A 17941-nucleotide genomic window follows, 5' to 3' on the forward strand; every position below is an offset into this window, starting at 1 on the left:
CGCCGCCGCTCACGCCCCGGGCGGGGCGGCCCCCGGAGCGGGCCGCGGGGCGGGCCGCGGGGCACCCGGTGGCGCGGCGGCGTCGTCGTCCGGTGGTCGTGGGGCACGGTCCGCGGCCGCCGCGCAGAGCCGCACCGGATCCGCCGTGCCCGAGGACGAGGCGGGGGACCCCACCGACCCGATCGTGCTGGGACGGCGCATCCGGTACCGGCGCAAGCGGCTGCGGATCACGCTGGAGGAGCTCGCACGCACGGTGGGGATGGCGCCCTCCGCGCTGTCCCTGATCGAGAACGGCAAGCGGGAGCCGAAGCTGAGCACCCTCTCCGCCCTGGCCGGTGCCCTGGACATGGGTGTGGAGCAGCTGCTGGGGTCCAAGGCGCCGTCACGCCGTATGGAGCTGGAGATCCAGGTGGAGCGCGTGCAGCGCGGGCCCATGTACGCGGCCCTCGGGCTGCCCACGGTGCGCGTGGGCCCGGGGATGAGCACCGAGACGCTGGAGGCGCTCGCGGCCCTGCAGCAGCAGCTCGGCCAGCGGCTCGAGGAGCAGGCCGCCACCCCGGAGGAGGCCCGGCGCGCCAACACCCAGCTGCGCGCGCGCATGCAGGGGGTCAACAACTACTTCGAGCGGATCGAGACCATGGCCGCGGAGCTGCTCACGGCCATCCAGCACACGGGCGGTCCGCTGTCCGAGCACCACATCTCCCGGCTCGTGGAGCACGTGGGCTTCGAGATCCACCAGGTCCCGGACCTTCCGCACTCCACGCGCTCCGTGACGGACCTGCGCAACCGCCGGTTCTACCTGCCCTCCAGCGCGGGGGCGGGATCGCCGTGGTCCGTGCTGCTGCAGGCCGTGGGCCACCACCTGCTGGAGCACCGCCGGCCCGCGAACTACGGCGAGTTCCTGGAGCAGCGCGTGGAGACCAACTACTTCGCGGCGGCGCTGATGATCCCCGAGACCTCCGCGGTGGACCTGCTGGCGCGCGCCAAGTCCCAGCGCGAGCTGTCCGTGGACGACCTCCGGGACGCGTTCGCGGTGTCCCACGAGACGGCCGCGCACCGGATGACCAACCTGATGACCCACCACTTCGACATCCCCACGCACTTCGAGAAGGTGCACTCCTCCGGGATCATCCACAAGGCCTGGCAGAACGACGGCCTGCACTTCCCCACGGACCACAGCGGCGCGGTGGAGGGCCAGCGGGCGTGCCGGTTCTTCTCCGCGCGCCAGGCGTTCTCCGGCACCAACCGGCTGCTCTCCCACTTCCAGTACACGGACACCCCGCACGGCACGTTCTGGTGCTCGGCGCGTGTGGAGGGCTCCGAGCACGGCGAGTTCTCCATCTCCTTCGGCGTGCCCTACGAGCACGTCAAGTGGTTCCGCGGCCGCGCCACCTCCTACCGGCGCACCTCCACGTGCCCGGACCCCGCGTGCTGCCAGCAGCCCTCCCCGGCGCTCGCCGAGCAGTGGGACGGGCAGGCCTGGCCCTCGGCCCGCCCCGCCACGCACATGCTCGCGGCCATGCCCGCCGGGGCGTTCCCCGGGGTGGACGAGACCGAGGTCTTCCGCTTCCTGCAGCGCCACGCGCCCACCGTTGAACTGGACGGGGACCTCGCGTAACGTCCATCACGTTCCTACTGCCGCGTAGCCCGGCATCGCGGCGGATCGCCGTTCCCGGCGGGGTGCGGCACCCCACGACGACGCCGCACGGCCCGTTCCTGAACGTGCGTCCCCGTGCCGTGCATCGTGGCCGGTGGCGCAGACCGTCGCGGGGTTCGGCGCGCGGTGGTCCGCGGAGGGCTCCGGCGTTGCCTGCGTCCTCGCCCGCACCGGACGCTCTCCGCACCCATCCCGGTTCCGGGCACCACGGAACCCTCCCGGCCTCCGGCCGGACGACGAAAGGACATACCCATGACCATCTCCACGTGCGAGCTCTACGACGAGCGCGGCGACGAGCTGCAGTCCGTGACCACCCAGTTCATCTCCGTGGGCGGCGTCCACCGCTTCACCGGGCCCATCCGCACGGTGCGCTGCTTCGAGTCCAACGTGGACGTCAAGAAGCTCGTGGCCACCCCGGGGGACGGTGCGGTGCTCGTGGTGGACGGGCAGGGCTCCATGAACTGCGCGCTACTGGGTGACAACGTGGCCCGCACCGCCATGGAGAACGGCTGGGCCGGGCTCGTGATCAACGCCCCGGTGCGGGACCGCGTGGAGCTCGGCACGCTGGAGATCGGCGTGAAGGCGCTGGGCACCAACCCCCGCAAGTCCTCGCCCAACGACTACGGCGAGACGGACGTGGTCGTCACCTTCGGCGGTGTGGTCTTCCGCCCCGGCAAGACCCTGTGGGCGGACGAGGACGGGATCCTCGTGGAGCGCTGAGCGCCCCGTCCCGGGGCGGGCCGGGCGCCCGGGGCGGGCTACTTCTGCGCCACGAACTTCCCGCCCTCCCACCTCCAGTTCACGGTCTTGCCCGTCTCCGTGCCCTTCTCGTCCACCTGGCGCACCACCACCGTGGGTTCGCCGGCGGCGTCGATCTTCAGCCCGGCGCGCTGGAACGGGTAGTCGGGCACGAGGTTGACGTTGGGCATGGTGCCGTGCGAGTCGTAGCCCTCGGCGGAGGGGGTGATGACGGTGACACCGCTGCCGTCGGACAGGTAGACGTTGCCGTACCTGTCCCTCGGCTCGTCGGCCACCTCCCACGTCTGGTCGCCGAGCACGGGGCCGGGGCCGAACGAGACCACGTGGTTCTCGGGCGGGGAGGCCACGTAGCCCACCGCCTTGCCGGCCTGGTACACGGCGTAGCTGGGCTGCTTGCCCTGGGGCGCGGTGTCCGGCTGGGTGACCCGTTCGTAGGCCACGATCTCCATGGCCCCGTACGTCGGGTGCCTCACCGGCACGCGGACCGTCTCCGTGCAGGTCCCCGCGCACGGGTCATCCACGGCGGGCAGGGCTGCTCCGGGGGCTCCCGTGCCGCCCGGGGAGGTGGACGGGGTGCCGGTGGCGGTGCCGTCCGGGGCTGCGGCGGGGGTGGTGGTGCCCGCCGTGGGTGCCGCCTGGCTCTGAGCCCGCGCGGACGACGCCGCCGCGCTCGTGACGCCCGACGTGGCCGGCGTGCTCGCCTCGGCGGACTGCCCGCCCTGCCCGCAGCCCACGAGGAGCGGGGCGGCCACTGCGACGGCGGCAAGAGTCTTGAGGGTGTGCTGGGTGGTGTTCATCGTGATCACCTCTCGGGTGGTTCCGTGTGACTGCCAACACCCCCCACCCTGCCCACCCGTCTTTGCTACTGCAATCAGGCGTGACCGAATCGTGATGTGGGGCGACCCGCCGCCCGGGGGTGCCGGGGAGCGGGTCGCAGCCGTGCTTTCCTGGTCTGGCCAGGAGGGACACTCAGGAGTAGTCGTAGAAGCCCTTGCCGGACTTCTTGCCGAGCTCTCCGCGCTCCACCATGTCCCGCATGAGCTGCGGGGGAGCGAAGCGGGGGCCGAGCTCCTTCTCCAGGTACTCCGCGATGCCCAGGCGCACGTCCAGGCCCACGATGTCCGTGAGCGCGAGCGGGCCCACGGGGTGCTTGTAGCCGAGGACCATGGCGTTGTCGATGTCCTCGGCGGACGCCACTCCCTCCTCGACCATGCGGATGGCCTCGAGGCCCAGCGCCACGCCCAGGCGGGAGGACGCGAAACCGGGTGCGTCCTTGACCGTCACCGGGGTCTTGCCGATCCCCGCGACCCACTGCTGGGTGAGGTCCTGCAGCTGCTGGCCGGTCCGCTCGCCCACCACGATCTCCACGAGCTGGGAGGCGGGCACCGGGTTGAAGAAGTGCATGCCGCAGAACCGTTCGGGGCGCTGCAGCTCGGCGGCGAGACCGTCGATGGACAGCGAGGACGTGTTCGAGGCGAGCCACGCGTCCTCGCGCAGGTTGGCCTCCACGTTCTGCAGGGACGAGACCTTCAGGTCCCAGATCTCCGGGACGGCCTCGACCACCAGCTCGCAGTCCGCGAAGTCCGTGTAGTCCACGCTGACCGCGAAGTTCTCGGTCCACACGTCCAGGTTGCCGTCGATCTTCCCGCGCTCCAGTGACTTGGCGAGGTCCGACTCCACGCGCTCCTTCGCGGCTTCGGCGGCCTGGGCGTGCACCTCCACCACGGTCACGTGGGCGCCGGAGATCAGGAACGCGTGGGCGATTCCCGCGCCCATGCGCCCGCCGCCCAGCACCCCCACGGTCCCGGGAACGGTTGCTGCGGTGCTCTCGCTCATTTCTTCGACTCCTTCTTGCAGTCCAGGAACGCCTGCATGCGGTCGAACTTGGCCTGGGACTCGAACAGGATGGCCTGCGCGAGCTCGTCCACGTGCGGGTGGGCCTCACGGGGCATGGCGAACACGCGCTTGCTCACGCGCACCGCCAGCGGGTCCTGCGCGGCGATCCGGTCCGCGAGCGCGTCCGCCGCGGCGAGCAGCTCGTCCGGCTCGTGGATCTCGGTGATGAGCCGCGCGTCCAGGGCCTCCTGGGCGGACAGGATGCGACCCGCCATGAGGATGTCCTTGGCCAGGGCCTCCCCGGCGAGCTCCTTGAGCCGCCACAGAGCGCCGGCCGCGGCGATGATGCCCAGCCCCGCCTCCGGTTGCCCCACCTTCACGCGGGGGGTGCCGATCCGGAAGTCCGCCGCCCACGCGAGCTCCGCTCCGCCGCCCAGGGCGTAGCCGTCCAGTGCTGCGATCACGGGCATGGGCAGCTTGGCGATCCGGTCGAAGATCTGCGAGTTCACCCCGCGCAGTGCGTCCTCACGACGCCGCTCGCGCAGCTGGGCGATGTCCGCACCCGAGGCGAAGATTCCCTTGCCGTTCACGCGGGTGCCGCTCAGCACCAGGATCCTGGGCTCGCGCTCCAGGTGCCCGCACACGGTGTGCAGCTCGTCCACCATGACCTGGTCGATCGCGTTGCGCACCTCCGGGCGGTCCAGGGCCACGTGCAGGCGGTCCGGGTGCTCGCTCACGCGCAGCGCCTCGAAGTCCGCGGCCCACGAGGGGGTCCGGCCCTCGGGGGTCGCCTGCGCGGGGGGTTCGCTCCCTGCGGGGGTGCCGGTGGAGGCTCCGCTCATGGCGCTCCCGTTGTGGGGGGCCGACGCCTCTGGGGTGCCGTGCGCACGGGCGTCGCGTGCGGCGTCGTCGTGGGTGGAGCTCGTGTCCGTCACGGCCGGATCACACCCGCTCGATCAGCAGGGCGGCGCCCTGGCCCACGCCGATGCACATGGTGGCGAGGCCCTTGCCGGCGCGCTCGCGCTCCATGCGGCCCATGAGCGTGATGACGATGCGTGAGCCCGAGGAGCCCAGCGGGTGGCCCAGGGCGATGGCCCCGCCGTCCCGGTTCACGATCTCGGGGTCCAGGCCCAGGCGGCGGATGGAACCGAGGGACTGGGTGGCGAAGGCCTCGTTGATCTCTACGGAGCCGAGGTCCCCCACGGACCAGCCGGCGCGTTCGAGGACCTTCTCCGAGGCGGGGACCGGGCCCAGGCCCATGATCTCCGGGGCGAGGCCCGCGGAGGTGCCGTCCACCACACGGGCACGGGCGGTGAGGCCGTACTTGGTCACGGCGCGCTCGCTGGCCACGATCACGGCGGAGGCACCGTCGTTGAGCGAGGACGAGTTGCCCGCGGTGACCACGGAACCGCCCTTGACCACAGGACGCAGCTTGGCCAGCACCTCGGTGGTGGAGCCCTCGCGGGGGCCCTCGTCCGTGTCCACCACGGTGACGGCGCCCTTGCGGCCCTTGACCTCCACGGGGACGATCTCCTTCTCGAAGTGCCCGGCGCGAATGGCGGCCAGCGCCTTCTCGTGGGACTGGGCGGCGAACGCGTCCGCGTCCTCACGGGAGATGCCGTCCACGCGGGCCACTTCCTCGGCGGTCTCCGGCATGGAGTAGGTCATCTTGCCGTCGCGGGACAGCGGGCCGTCCACGAACGCGGGGTTGGCGAACCGCCAGCCGATCGAGGTGTCGTAGACCTCTCCGGGCTTGGCGAACGCGGTGGCGGGCTTCTCCATGACCCACGGGGCGCGGGACATGGACTCCACGCCGCCGGCCACCACGATGTCCGCCGCGCCGGACTTGATCATCTGCGAGGCAATCGTGATGGCGGACATGCCCGAGGCGCACAGCCGGTTCACGGTGATGCCGGGAACGGTGTCCGGGTAGCCGTTGAGCAGCCACGCCATGCGGGCCACGTTGCGGTTCTCCTCGCCCGCGCCGTTCGCGTTGCCCAGGATCACCTCGTCCACGAGTGCCGGGTCGATGCCCGAGTCCTCCACGACGGCGCGGATGCAGAGGGCGGCGAGGTCGTCCGGGCGCACCGAGGACAGGGCCCCTCCGTAGCGGCCCACGGGAGTGCGGGCTCCTCCGACGAGAAAGGCTTGCGGCATCTCGGACATGGCGTCTCCTCCGTGTGGAATAACTGACCGTTCGTTCAAGCTCAGGTTCCCCGATCGTGTGAGCCACGTCAATTGGTGACGTGCCGCCCGGGCGCGGGGTGCCGGGTGCGGAGTGCTCCGGGATCCGGTGCGGAGGCGAACGGGCCCGGCATCGCTGTGGATGCCGGGCCCGTCCGTGGTGCGCGTTCGCCCCGTCGCGGGGCATCTCTCCGCGGATCACCCAGCGGGGAACGCCCCGTGCGGGTCACCCGCCCCGTGCGGGCCGCCCGCGGGGTGCGGGGTGCGGATCAGTGCCGGGTGGTGCCCGTGGGGGCGGTGTCCTCGGGCTCACCGGCCACCGGGGGCACGATCTCGCCGGGGTGGGACTTCACGTACTCCTCGTGCACCTCGGCCACGTGCAGGTCCTTGCCCTGGTCCGACTTCCTGACGAAGCACACGGCGACGAACGAGACCAGGGAGAGCAGGGAGATGTAGAGGCCGATGGTCCAGGCCTGGCCCGTGCGGCCCAGCAGCAGCTCGGCGATCATGGGGGCGAACGCGCCGCCGATGATCGAGCCCAGGGCGTAGCCGATGGAGACGCCCGAGTAGCGCACGCGGGCCGGGAACATCTCCGCGTACATCGCGGACTGCGGACCGTAGGAGGGCCCCAGGCCCATGGTCAGGATGAAGATGGCCAGCGCGAACAGCGGCAGGGACGCGGTGTTGAGCATCCACCACATGGGGATGGCCCACAGGATGATGATGCCGTAGCCGATCTGGAAGGTCAGCCTGCGCCCGATCCTGTCCGACATCCACCCGCCCAGCATGGTGAAGATCAGCCACCCGATGCCGCCCACCAGGGAGGCGATGAGCGTCTCCGGGCGGGACATGTGCAGCGCCTTGGTGCCGTAGGCCGCGAAGAAGGCGATCACCAGGTAGCCCGCGGCGTTGTTGCCCGCGAAGATCAGGGCCGCGAGGACCACCTCGCGGGGGTTCTTGCGGAACAGCTGGCCCAGGGGCGCGGAGGACTCCTTGGCGCGCTGCTGCATCTCCAGGAACACGGGGGACTCGTCCACGGAACGGCGGATGAGCCAGCCCACGAAGATCAGCACGATGGAGAACAGGAACGGGACGCGCCAGCCCCAGGACTCGAACTGCTCCGGGGTGAGCGTGGTGGTCAGCGTGAACATGAACAGGGTGGCCATGAGCATGCCGATGGGCACGCCGATCTGCGGGTAGGCACCGAACAGGCCGCGCTTGTTCACGGGTGCGTGCTCCACGGACATCAGCGCCGCGCCACCCCACTCGCCGCCGGCGGAGAAGCCCTGCAGGACGCGCAGCAGGATCAGGAGGATGGGTGCGGCCACCCCGATCTGGCCGTAGGTGGGCAGCAGGCCGATGAGCGTGGTGGCCACCCCCATGCCGAACAGGGTCATCACCAGGGTGATCTTGCGGCCGAACCGGTCACCGATGTGCCCGGCCACGATGGCGCCCAGGGGGCGGAACAGGAAGCTGATGCCCAGGGTGGCCCACGTGACGATCTGGGCCAGCTGGGGGTTGTCCGCGCTGAGGGGCTTGAAGAAGTGGGTGGCCAGGATGAACGCGGCCGCCTGGGCGTAGATGAAGAAGTCGTACCACTCGATGGTGGTGCCCACGAGGGTGCCCGCAAGGACCTTGCGCTCTTCTCGTGACATGGTGTGGCCCTGCGCGGGCGCTGCGGTGGTGGATGCCATGCGGTGTCTCCAGGATCGTCGGACAGGGTCCGTGGGGTGCCAGTGGCGAGGTGCTCGGGGACTTACCGACCGAGCGTTCTGGTACGGAGTGTACGAGAGCATGTGAACCGCGTCACCCACGTCGTGTACAAAATCGTATATGTTACGCGGCGCGCACCTCGCACGCCGCGCGCGGAATCCGGGCATACTTCCGTCTGGAAGCCGTACCCGCGTGAAGGAGCACCCGATGACCGACGCCACACTCACCGGCAGGAAGGCCCTCGTGACGGGCGGCGCGAGCGGCATCGGCGCCGCCGCCGTCAGGGCGCTCGCAGCCCACGGCGCGCACGTGACCATTGCCGACATCGACCACGACGCCGCCGCGCGCCTCGCCGCCGAGGTGTCCGGGGAAGCGTGGGCCGTGGACCTCACGGACACCGCCGCCCTCGCGGAGCTGAGCCTGGACGTGGACGTGCTCGTGAACAACGCGGGGATCCAGAAGGTGGCACCCATTCAGGACGTCGACCCCGCGGACCTGCACCGGATCCTCACGCTCATGCTGGAGTCCCCGTTCCTGCTGGTCCGGGCCGCCGTGCCCCACATGTACGAGCAGGGGTGGGGGCGGATCATCAACGTGTCCTCGGTGCACGGACTGCGGGCCTCCGCGTTCAAGTCCGCGTACGTGGCCGCCAAGCACGGTCTGGAAGGACTGTCCAAGGCCGTGGCCCTGGAGGGGGCGCCGCACGGCGTCACGAGCAACTGCGTGAACCCCAGCTACGTGCGCACCCCGCTGGTGGACAAGCAGATCGCGGACCAGGCGGCCACCCACGGCATCCCCGAGGACGAGGTGGTCGAGAAGATCATGCTCACCGAGTCCGCCATCAAGCGGCTCGTGGAGCCCGAGGAGGTGGGAGAGCTGATCGCCTTCCTCGCCGGCCCCTTCGCCGGGATGGTCACCGGCGCGGCGTACACGATGGACGGCGGCTGGACCGCGTCCTGAGCCGACGCCGCCCGCCCGTCCACCGTCTCCTCCGCCCCTGGCCGGGCGGGCGGAGTCCGCGCCATCTTTGACCAGGAGGGGAACTGCTCTACCCTGAGAGGCAGATCACACGGTGGAGACAACGGGAAGGGCGGCCATGTCCAAAGTCAGAGAGGACGTCACGGGGCTCCTTGCCGAGACCCTGCGGGACGGCATGACCATAGCGGTGGGAGGCTTCGGGCTGTCCGGCGTCCCCCGGGACCTCATCGAGGCCGTGCGGGAGAGCGGCGTGAAGGACCTCACCGTGGTCTCCAACAACATGGGCGTGGACGGCAAGGGGCTGGGGCTGCTGCTCGAGAACCGGCAGGTGGCCAAGGCCGTGTCCTCCTACGTGGGGGAGAACAGGGAGTTCGCGCGCCAGTACCTGGAGGGCGAGCTGGAGGTGGAGTTCACCCCGCAGGGCACCCTGGCCGAGCGGCTGCGGGCGGGCGGTGCCGGGATCCCGGCGTTCTACACCGCCACCGGCGTGGGCACCCCCGTGGCGGAGGGCAAGCCCACCGCCGAGTTCGACGGCCGCACGTACCTCCAGGAGCGCGGGATCGTCGCGGACGTGGCGCTCGTGCACGCCTGGCGCGGGGACACGGACGGCAACCTGGTCTACCGCCGCACCTCCCGCAACTTCAACCCGGTGTGCGCGGCGTCCGGCCGGGTCACGTTCGCGGAGGTCGAGGAGATCGTGGCCCCCGGCGAGCTGGACCCGGACCACATCGTGACCCCCGGCGTGTACGTTCAGCACGTGGTGCGGTACTCGGGGGCGCCCAAGGAGATCGAGCAGCGCACCACCCGCCCGCGACCGGCGACCCAGGGTGCGCGCGAGAGTGAAGGAGCGGCGTCGTGAGCTGGACGCGGGACGAGATGGCGGCCATTGCGGCGTCGGAACTGGCGGACGGCGACTACGTGAACCTGGGGATCGGGATCCCCACGCTCGTGGCCAACAACCTGCCACCGGGCGTGAGCGTGGTGCTGCAGTCCGAGAACGGTGTGCTGGGCATGGGCCCGTTCCCGTACGAGGGGGACGAGGACCCGGACCTGATCAACGCCGGGAAGCAGACCATCACGCTGCGGCCGGGGGCCGCGATCTTCGACTCCGCCACGTCCTTCGGGATGATCCGCGGCGGGCACGTGAAGATGGCGATCCTGGGGGCCATGCAGGTCTCCGAGACGGGGGACCTGGCCAACTGGATGATCCCGGGCAAGATGGTCAAGGGCATGGGCGGCGCCATGGACCTCGTGGCCGGCACCCCGCGCGTGCTCGTGCTCACCGAGCACGTGGCCAAGGACGGCTCCCCGAAGCTCCGGCACGAGTGCGACCTGCCCCTCACCGGGGTGGGGGTGGTGGACCGGATCATCACGGACCTGTGCGTGTTCGACGTCGAGGACGCCGGGCTCGTGCTGCGCACCCTGGCCCCGGGCGTGACCGAAGCAGAAGTGGCCGAGAAGACCGAAGCGAACTACCGGGTGGAACTGGTGGACGTGACCCCCGATTCCGTACCCGTTCAGGAGGAACAGTGACCGAGAACGCCAATGACATCGTGATCGTCAACGGGGCCCGCACCCCGCAGGGCAAGCTGCTGGGGGCACTGGCCTCGCAGAGCGCCGTGGACCTGGGCGCGCACGCCATCAAGCACGCGCTGCAGCGTGCCGGGGTGGCTCCCGAGGATGTGGACTACGTCTACATGGGCAACGTGGTGCAGGCCGGCAACGGCCAGAACCCCGCCAAGCAGGCCGCCGTGGCCGCGGGGCTGCCCTTGAACGTCCCCGCCATGAGCTTGAACAAGGTGTGCCTGTCCGGGCTGGTGGCCGTGACCGAGGGAGCCCGCATGATCCGCGCGGGCGAGGCGGACGTCGTCGTCGCCGGCGGCATGGAGTCCATGACCAACGCGCCGCACCTGGCCCTGGGAGCGCGCAAGGGCAAGGCGTACGGGGACATGACGCTCGCGGACTCGCTGGCCCACGACGGACTGGTGGACGTGGAGCTGCAGATCCCCATGGGAGAGCTCACCGAGACGGGCAACGCCGAGCGCTCCATCACGCGCCAGGAGCAGGACGAGGTGGCCGCCCGCAGCCACCAGCTCGCGGGCAGGGCGCAGCAGGACGGGGTCTTCGCGGACGAGATCGCGCCGATCGAGATCCCGCAGCGCAAGGGTGACCCGGTGACCGTCTCCGAGGACCAGGGCGTGCGCCCGGAGTCCACCGCGGAGGGGCTCGGCAAGCTGCGGGCCGCCTTCACGAAGGACGGCACCATCACCGCGGGCAACTCCAGCCCCATCTCCGACGGCGCCGCGGCCCTCGTGCTGACCACGCGCGGCTACGCGGAGGAGCACGGCCTGGACTGGCTTGCCGTGGTGGGCAAGCCGGGGCAGGTGGCCGGTCCCGACACATCCCTGCACTCCCAGCCGTCGCGTGCGATCGAGCACGCCCTGTCCCGTTCCGAGTGGACCGCGGCGGATCTGGACTTCATCGAGATCAACGAGGCGTTCGCCGCAGTCTCCGTGCAGTCCGTGCGGGACCTCGGCGTGGACATGGACAAGGTCAACATCCACGGTGGTGCCATTGCCCTGGGCCACCCCATCGGGGCCTCCGGTGCACGGCTGGCGCTGCACGCGGCCATGGAGCTCGCCCGGCGGGGATCCGGCAAGGCCGCCGTCTCGCTGTGCGGCGGCGGTGGTCAGGGCGAGGCGCTGCTGCTGAGCCGCTGACGCGGATCCCGCTGCGGCGACCGCACGGTCGGTGCAGCGGCGCTGTGCACCCCAGGGGGTGACCCGTCCGAGCGGCGGGTCACCCCCTGCGTCGTGTCCCGGCGCGGCGCGGCGCGCCCCGGGCCCCGCCGCGTGGCTCCCCGGCACGGCCCGAGGTCATCTCCGCTGAGAACGGGGCGGCCCCGTGCGCCCTGCTCGACAGCTCAGTACGCTGATGACGTCACGCGGCCCACGGGGCGGCACCGCTCGGCTTCGTACGGGCCGGGCGCCGAACCCCGAGGGCCGGGTAGGGACAGCTTCCAGGAGGGGACATGGCACACCCAGAACCCACGCCCGCAACGCACTCCACGCCGCCCGCAGGACCCCCGGCGGGCGAGCACGCGGCAGCGCACGCGTCGTCCGGCGCCGACGCCGCCCGCACCCGCAGGCGCGCGGGGCTGTCGGGATTCCTGTTCGGCTGCGGGATCGCGGCGGCCATGATCGACCTGTTCATCTTCCACCTGGGCCTGCAGTGGCACCACTTCTACGACCTCTCCACGCACGAGGTGGCGCTCGTGACGGACGGGTTCTTCCACGCGTTCGGCTGGTTCATCACCGTGTGGGGGCTCTTCCTGCTCGCGGACGTGCGCCGCCGGGGCGGCGTCCACTGGCCGTACTGGGCGGGTGCGGTGGTTCTGGGCGTGGGGGCGTTCCAGCTCTTCGACGGCATCGTGGACCACAAGCTGCTCGGGATCCACCAGATCCGCTACGGCGTGGACCTCCTGCCCTACGACCTCGTGTGGAACGGCACGGCGGTGCTGCTGATCCTCCTGGGGTACGTGCTGATGCGGCGGGGCGGCAGGGCCCACCCGCGCGCATGACGCCCGCCTCGGCCGTGTGGCTCGCGGGCCTTTCCGTGCCCCCGGCGTCCCCGCTGCAGGCACTCGCGGCGGGCCCGAGACACGCGCACCCCGCCGGACCCGGGGACCACGGAGGTGCCCACGGGTCCGGCCACGCCGGGTCCGGGTTGCCGGTGCCCTGGCCCCTGGCCGAGTGGTCGGCCTTCGAGTGGCTCGTCCTCCTGCTCCTGGCCGCCGGCGCCGTCGGATACGGCTGGTCCCTCTGGGCGGGCCGCGGACGACGCCGCGTGAGCCCCTGGCGACCGGTCAGCTTCTCCGCGGGCCTGCTGTGCACCGGGGTGGGACTCGTGGGGCCCGTGGCCCAGGCCGGCCACGCGAGCTTCACCGCCCACATGGTGGGGCACCTGCTGGTGGGGATGCTCGGCCCGCTGCTGCTGGTGCTGGGAGCGCCGGTGCGCGTGCTGCTGCGCGGGCTGTCCACCGCGGCGGCGCGGCGGGTCACCCGGGTGCTGCGGTTCCCGCTCCTCCGGTTCGTCACGACCCCCGTGGTGGCCGCCGTGCTCAACGTGGGCGGGCTGTGGCTGCTCTACACCACGGGGCTGTTCCCCTGGATGCATGCCTCCGCGCTGGGGCACGCGGTGGTCCACGCGCACATCTTCCTGGCCGGGTACGTGTTCACGGCCGCCATTGCCGGTCCGGACCCGGACCCCCACAGGTCCTCGTTCCGGGTGCGCGCCGCGGTGCTCGTGGTCTTCATGGCCGCGCACTCGGTGCTGGCCAAGTGGCTGTACGCGCACCCTCCGGTGGGGGTTCCCGCCGACGACGTGCGGGTCGGAGCCCAGCTCATGTACTACGGCGGGGACGTGGTGGACGTGGCCCTGATCGTCCTGCTGTTCCTGGGGCACCACCACGCCACGGCGCCGCGCACGTCCGGGAGGGTCAAGACGGCATCCAGCGCGCCTCGCATGTAACGCACGTCACGTTCGCTAGTGTCTGGGGCAGCACCATTCGATCCCGACCCGTCCCCCGAGGTGACCCCATGAGCTCTCCCGAGCGCGCCCCTCGCCCCGCGGCGTCGTCCGCCCGCACCGTGACCGTGGAACCCGCACCGGCCTCCGAACCTGCACTGGCCCGCGCCATGCGACCCGTGAACTACGTGGTGGAGCGCTTCATCCCCTCGGCCCTGATCTTCGCGATCGTGCTGACCGGGGTGGTGGGCGTGATGGCGCTGCTCCTCACGGACGCCGGCCCGGTGACCGTGGTCGAGGGCTGGGGCAAGGGGCTCTCCGGGCTCCTGGAGTTCATGACGCAGATGGCGCTCGTGCTGCTGCTGGGCCACGCGCTGGCCAGCACCCGGCCCGTGCGGGCGCTGCTCGGACGGCTCGCTGCCGTTCCCCGCACCGCGCTGGCCGCATACGTGTTCGTCTTCGTGGTGTCCGCGGTGGCCTGCCTCATCACGTGGGGCTTCGGCCTGGTGGTGGGCGGGCTCCTCGCGCGCGAGGTCGCGGCGGAGTTCTCCCGCCGACGCGCGCCCGTGAGCTTCCCCATGCTGGTGGCCGCGGGCTTCTCCGGCATGGTCGTGTGGCACATGGGCTACTCCGGCTCCGGCCCCCTCACGGCCGCGACCCCCGGGTCGTTCATCGAGAAGCAGGTGGGGCACGTGATCCCCATCTCCGAGACCACGTTCTCCTGGTGGAACATGACGGCCGCGGTGGCCACCGTGGTGCTGGTGGCGCTCGCCCTGTGGCTCGTGGCCCCGCGCTCGGTGCCCGCCTCCCACACCATCACCGCCGAGGCGCTCGCCCAGTCCGAGCAGCAGATCCCCGAGCCCGCCATCGAGGCCCCGGCCGACCGCCTGGACGCCTCGCGGATTCCCACCCTCTTCGTGGGCCTGGCGCTCGTGGCGTACCTGGTCATCCACTTCACCGGTGGCGGCACCGTGACCCTGAACATCGTGAACTGGATGTTCCTGGCGCTGATCTTCCTGCTGTCCCGCAACACGTTCGAGGTCATGGCTCTCGTGAAGAACGCCGCCGCGAACGTGGGGGACATCCTGCTGCAGTTCCCGCTCTACGCCGGGATCATGGGCATCATGACGGCCACGGGGCTCATCCAGGTGCTCTCGGACTCCATCGTCGCGGTGGCCACCCCGCAGACCCTCGGGCTCCTCGCGTTCCTGTCCGCCGGGCTCGTCAACTTCTTCGTCCCGTCCGGCGGCGGCCAGGTGGCCATCCAGGCGCCCATCCTCCTCGACGCCGCGGCCCGTCTGGGCGTGGACCCCTCCGTGATCATCATGTCCGTGGCGTACGGCGACCAGTGGACCAACATGATCCAGCCGTTCTGGGCCCTGCCCCTGCTGGCGATCGCCGGGCTCAAGATCCGGGACATCCTGGGATACACCACCGTGGTGCTGCTCGTTTCCGGTGTGGTCTTCGGCGCCACCATGCTCGTGGTGGGCGCTGGGGCCTGACGACACCGCCGGGCCGCTCCGGTGGGCGCCGTCACCCCTGCTGCCCGGGCGGCACCGTGCCAATCGAGGGTCCTGGCGAGCCGTGGCCGGTTCCGTCAGAAGGCGGCGTCGGACGCGCGCCGCCCCGAAACTACCTGTGCCGCACAACGAACGGACCCGCCCGGTTCGAGGATCGTGCGGGTCCGTTCGTTCTGGGCGTTGAGGTGCCTCGGCGGGGGTCAGTCCTTCTCGGGGTCCCACCCGGGGATGGTGCCGTCCGGAGCGGCGTACTTGGCGATCAGGCTGCAGTCCTTGTCCGCCAGTCCGTCCGTGACGAGCTGCTGGAAGCGCTGCGCCACGACCTCCGCCGCGGGCAGGTTCACGCCCGTCTGCTCACCGGCGGCCAGCGCCAGCCCGATGTCTTTTGTGGCCAGCGCGGCCGAGAACGTGGCGTCGAAGTTGTTGTTCGCGGCTGCGGAGTCCGTCATTCCCGGCACGGGGTACCAGGTCTGCAGGGCCCACGAGTTGCCGGAGGAGGCCGAGGCGATCTCCCAGAAGACCTTCGGGTCCAAGCCCAGTCGGTCCGCGAGCACGGAGCCCTCGGAGCAGGCCTCCAGGCAGATGAACAGCATCATGTTGTTCACGATTTTTGCGGCCTGGCCGGATCCCGCCGCACCGGTGTGCACCACACGGCCGGCCATGGGCTCCACGATCTCGGCAGCCCGCCGGACGGGTTCGTCCTCCCCGCCGATCATGAACGTGAGACTTCCGGCCGCCGCGCCGCTGATGCCGCCGGAGACCGGGGCATCCACGAAGGCGAAGCCGGCCTCGGACGCTGCGCGGTGCAGGTCCTCGGCGGTGGCCACGTCGATGGTCGAGCTGTCGATCAGAAGTGCGTCCCGGGGAGCCAGGGCGAGGACACCGTTCTCCCCGAGGTAGACCGCTCGAGAGTGCTCGCCCTTGGGGACCATGGTGATCACCACCTCGGCGCCATCCAGGGCCTCTGCCATGGTGGTGAAAGTCTGTACGCCGCCCTCACGGGCAGTGGCCATCGCGGCCTCGCTGAGATCGAAGCCGCGCACCTCGTGGCCTGTTGCTACGAGGTTGGCGGACATCGGGGCTCCCATGTGGCCCAGGCCGATCCAGGTGATGGTGCTCATGACGGTGGTCCTTCCGTGGTGCGGTTCGAGGGGTGGTGCCGGCCCGACGTCGAGGTCCGGGCTGCGGTGCGGCTCAGGAAGCGGTGGCCCCGGTCCGCTCGGCGTCCAGGCGGCGTCGGTCCTCGGCGTCGATCACGTGCAGGGACACGCCCTTCGTCTCGCGGAGCGTGAGCACCGAGACGAGGGTGATCACGCACGCGAGAGCGATGTAGATCGCGATGGGGACCCATGAGTCGAAGCGGCGCAGCAGCGACGTCGCAATGATGGGGGCCAGGGATCCGGCAACGATCGAGGTGACCTGGTAGCCCAGCGAGACGCCCGAGTAGCGCATGCGGGTGGGGAACATCTCGGCCATGATGGCGGGCTGCCCGGCATACATGAACGCGTGGATCACGAGACCCAGGATGATCGCTGAGAGAATGAACCACTGGTTGCGGGTGTCGAACAGCGGGAACGCGACGAACGCCCAGCCCATGGCAAGCAGCGCGCCAGCGGCATAGACCGGACGGCGACCCACCCGGTCCGAGAGCCGACCCACGAGCGGCACCATGATCACGTGCACGATGTGTGCGATCAGCAGGAGCAGCAGGATGTTGGAGGTGTTCATCTTCAGCTGGGTGGAGAGGTACGTGATGGAGAACGTGACCACGATGTAGTACAGGATGTTCTCCGCGAAGCGGATGCCCATGGCGCCGAACACTCCGCGGGGGTAGCGGCGGAAGACCTCGGCCACTCCATAGGAGGCGCCCTTCTCCTCAATCAGCTCCTCCTGGGTCTCCGTGAAGATGGCGGCGTCCGTCACCCGGGTGCGGATGTAGTAGCCGATGGCCACGATCACCACGGACAGCCAGAAGCCCACCCGCCAGCCCCACGACAGGAACTGGGCGTCGCTCAGCGTGCGGGACAGGATGAGCAGCACCACGGTGGCGAATAGATTGCCCATGGGCACGGCGGCCTGGGGCCAGCTGGCCCAGAAGCCGCGCTCCTTGTTGGGGGAGTGCTCTGCGACCAGCAGCACGGCACCGCCCCACTCGCCGCCCACGGCGAAGCCCTGCGCGAAGCGCAGCACCACGAGCAGTGCCGGCGCCCAGTAGCCCACCTGGTGGAACGTGGGCAGGCAGCCCATGAGGAACGTGGTGGTGCCCACCAGGAGGATGGCCACCTGCAGCAGGTGCTTGCGGCCGAACTTGTCCCCGAAGTGCCCGAACACGATGCCGCCCAGTGGGCGCGCGATGAATCCCACCGCGTAGATCAGGAACGCTTTGATGATCCCGTCCAACGGGTTGCCCGTGTCCACGAAGAACAGCGGCCCGAAGACCAGGGTGGAGGCCGTGGCGAAGAGGAAGAACTCGTACCACTCCACCACCGTGCCCGCCATCGAGGCGAGCACCACGCGCTTGAGACCGCTGCGGGTCTCCGCGTTGTCGTTGGGGTCCAGGTCGACCGGCGGGGCTGCCCCGTCCGCTGTGCTCATCTCGTGCTCCTTGCCGCTGGCCATGTGATGTTGATCACGGTCAGTGTGGCACGCGGCGGACTCATCGCCCGGCACATCACGGCAGCGTGCAGTCGCATGTCACGTCCGGCAGGACCGTTGACAGTCCGGGAGCAGGTTTGTGCCAGTGGCCCGGCTGGCGACGTCGGAGGGG

At 70.9% G+C, this 17941-nt stretch carries 16 protein-coding genes; 9 read left to right on the forward strand and 7 right to left on the reverse strand.

The features are described 5' to 3' along the window. Positions 1-145 precede the first annotated feature (145 nt). Positions 146-1618, forward strand: coding sequence for a helix-turn-helix domain-containing protein (locus tag EAE32_RS02440; protein WP_121864074.1), 1473 nt, complete (start codon positions 146-148; stop codon positions 1616-1618). 291 nt (positions 1619-1909) lie between these two features. Beyond that, on the forward strand, positions 1910-2377 hold the full coding sequence (rraA, locus tag EAE32_RS02445) for a ribonuclease E activity regulator RraA (RefSeq protein WP_121845805.1): 468 nt from the start codon (positions 1910-1912) through the stop codon (positions 2375-2377). A gap of 38 nt (positions 2378-2415) precedes the next feature. Here rraA and EAE32_RS02450 read toward each other — a convergent pair whose 3' ends face one another. From EAE32_RS02450 to EAE32_RS02470, 5 genes are all read right to left on the reverse strand, one after another. Beyond that, complete coding sequence (locus EAE32_RS02450; protein ID WP_121864760.1) at positions 2416-3213, reverse strand: hypothetical protein; 798 nt, start codon at positions 3211-3213, stop codon at positions 2416-2418. Positions 3214-3385: 172 nt separating this feature from the next. After that, positions 3386-4252, reverse strand: coding sequence for a 3-hydroxyacyl-CoA dehydrogenase family protein (locus tag EAE32_RS02455; RefSeq protein ID WP_121846708.1), 867 nt, complete (start codon positions 4250-4252; stop codon positions 3386-3388). Further along, positions 4249-5187, reverse strand: a complete 939-nt coding sequence (locus tag EAE32_RS02460; RefSeq protein ID WP_243635545.1) for an enoyl-CoA hydratase/isomerase family protein — start codon at positions 5185-5187, stop codon at positions 4249-4251. Before EAE32_RS02460 ends, EAE32_RS02455 begins: the two co-directional genes overlap by 4 nt. A gap of 7 nt (positions 5188-5194) precedes the next feature. Further along, the gene (locus EAE32_RS02465) at positions 5195-6418 is read right to left on the reverse strand and encodes a thiolase family protein (protein WP_121864075.1); all 1224 of its coding nucleotides are present in this window, start codon (positions 6416-6418) and stop codon (positions 5195-5197) included. A 287-nt stretch (positions 6419-6705) separates the two neighbouring features. Further along, the gene (locus EAE32_RS02470) at positions 6706-8130 is read right to left on the reverse strand and encodes an MFS transporter (protein ID WP_121864076.1); all 1425 of its coding nucleotides are present in this window, start codon (positions 8128-8130) and stop codon (positions 6706-6708) included. Between the two features lie 226 nt (positions 8131-8356). Here EAE32_RS02470 and EAE32_RS02475 point away from each other — a divergent pair, with 226 nt between their 5' ends. The 7 genes from EAE32_RS02475 to EAE32_RS02505 all read left to right on the forward strand — a co-directional run bounded on the left by EAE32_RS02475 (position 8357) and on the right by EAE32_RS02505 (position 15156). Next, on the forward strand, positions 8357-9109 hold the full coding sequence (locus tag EAE32_RS02475; RefSeq protein ID WP_121864077.1) for a 3-hydroxybutyrate dehydrogenase: 753 nt from the start codon (positions 8357-8359) through the stop codon (positions 9107-9109). 136 nt (positions 9110-9245) lie between these two features. Continuing rightward, on the forward strand, positions 9246-9986 hold the full coding sequence (locus tag EAE32_RS02480) for a CoA transferase subunit A (RefSeq protein ID WP_121845776.1): 741 nt from the start codon (positions 9246-9248) through the stop codon (positions 9984-9986). Next, positions 9983-10660 (forward strand): CoA transferase subunit B, encoded by a 678-nt coding sequence (locus tag EAE32_RS02485; RefSeq protein ID WP_121845775.1) that lies wholly within the window; start codon positions 9983-9985, stop codon positions 10658-10660. Before EAE32_RS02480 ends, EAE32_RS02485 begins: the two co-directional genes overlap by 4 nt. Beyond that, positions 10657-11847: an acetyl-CoA C-acetyltransferase gene (locus EAE32_RS02490; protein WP_121845774.1), complete on the forward strand. Its 1191-nt coding sequence runs from the start codon at positions 10657-10659 to the stop codon at positions 11845-11847. Before EAE32_RS02485 ends, EAE32_RS02490 begins: the two co-directional genes overlap by 4 nt. Before the next feature lie 311 nt (positions 11848-12158). Further along, positions 12159-12707, forward strand: coding sequence for a DUF2243 domain-containing protein (locus EAE32_RS02495; protein WP_121864078.1), 549 nt, complete (start codon positions 12159-12161; stop codon positions 12705-12707). Beyond that, positions 12704-13657: a cytochrome c oxidase assembly protein gene (locus EAE32_RS02500; protein ID WP_121864079.1), complete on the forward strand. Its 954-nt coding sequence runs from the start codon at positions 12704-12706 to the stop codon at positions 13655-13657. Before EAE32_RS02495 ends, EAE32_RS02500 begins: the two co-directional genes overlap by 4 nt. A gap of 68 nt (positions 13658-13725) precedes the next feature. Next, a complete protein-coding gene (locus EAE32_RS02505) occupies positions 13726-15156 on the forward strand; it encodes a short-chain fatty acid transporter (RefSeq protein WP_424321728.1) in 1431 nt (476 codons plus the stop codon). Positions 15157-15374: 218 nt separating this feature from the next. Here EAE32_RS02505 and mmsB read toward each other — a convergent pair whose 3' ends face one another. Next, entirely contained in the window at positions 15375-16295 is a 921-nt protein-coding gene (gene mmsB / locus EAE32_RS02510) for a 3-hydroxyisobutyrate dehydrogenase (RefSeq protein ID WP_121864080.1), read from the reverse strand. Positions 16296-16368: 73 nt separating this feature from the next. Further along, positions 16369-17769 carry an MFS transporter gene (locus EAE32_RS02515; RefSeq protein WP_121864081.1) on the reverse strand — a complete coding sequence of 467 codons (1401 nt, stop codon included), beginning with the start codon at positions 17767-17769 and terminating at the stop codon, positions 16369-16371. Positions 17770-17941 lie beyond the last annotated feature (172 nt).

This window comes from Kocuria tytonicola (genome assembly GCF_003687175.1).
GTDB classification, from domain to species: domain Bacteria; phylum Actinomycetota; class Actinomycetes; order Actinomycetales; family Micrococcaceae; genus Kocuria; species Kocuria tytonicola.

Excerpts from the sequence above, each read along its gene's own strand:
- EAE32_RS02500 (WP_121864079.1), top strand. The coding sequence starts at position 12,704 with ATGACGCCCGCCTCGGCCGTGTGGCTCGCGGGCCTTTCCGTGCCCCCG.
- EAE32_RS02455 (WP_121846708.1), bottom strand. The coding sequence starts at position 4,252 with ATGAGCGAGAGCACCGCAGCAACCGTTCCCGGGACCGTGGGGGTGCTG.
- EAE32_RS02505 (WP_424321728.1), top strand. The coding sequence starts at position 13,726 with ATGAGCTCTCCCGAGCGCGCCCCTCGCCCCGCGGCGTCGTCCGCCCGC.
- EAE32_RS02515 (WP_121864081.1), bottom strand. The coding sequence starts at position 17,769 with ATGAGCACAGCGGACGGGGCAGCCCCGCCGGTCGACCTGGACCCCAAC.
- EAE32_RS02465 (WP_121864075.1), bottom strand. The coding sequence starts at position 6,418 with ATGTCCGAGATGCCGCAAGCCTTTCTCGTCGGAGGAGCCCGCACTCCC.
- EAE32_RS02470 (WP_121864076.1), bottom strand. The coding sequence starts at position 8,130 with ATGGCATCCACCACCGCAGCGCCCGCGCAGGGCCACACCATGTCACGA.
- EAE32_RS02480 (WP_121845776.1), top strand. The coding sequence starts at position 9,246 with ATGTCCAAAGTCAGAGAGGACGTCACGGGGCTCCTTGCCGAGACCCTG.
- EAE32_RS02495 (WP_121864078.1), top strand. The coding sequence starts at position 12,159 with ATGGCACACCCAGAACCCACGCCCGCAACGCACTCCACGCCGCCCGCA.
- rraA (WP_121845805.1), top strand. The coding sequence starts at position 1,910 with ATGACCATCTCCACGTGCGAGCTCTACGACGAGCGCGGCGACGAGCTG.
- mmsB (WP_121864080.1), bottom strand. The coding sequence starts at position 16,295 with ATGAGCACCATCACCTGGATCGGCCTGGGCCACATGGGAGCCCCGATG.
- EAE32_RS02475 (WP_121864077.1), top strand. The coding sequence starts at position 8,357 with ATGACCGACGCCACACTCACCGGCAGGAAGGCCCTCGTGACGGGCGGC.
- EAE32_RS02450 (WP_121864760.1), bottom strand. The coding sequence starts at position 3,213 with ATGAACACCACCCAGCACACCCTCAAGACTCTTGCCGCCGTCGCAGTG.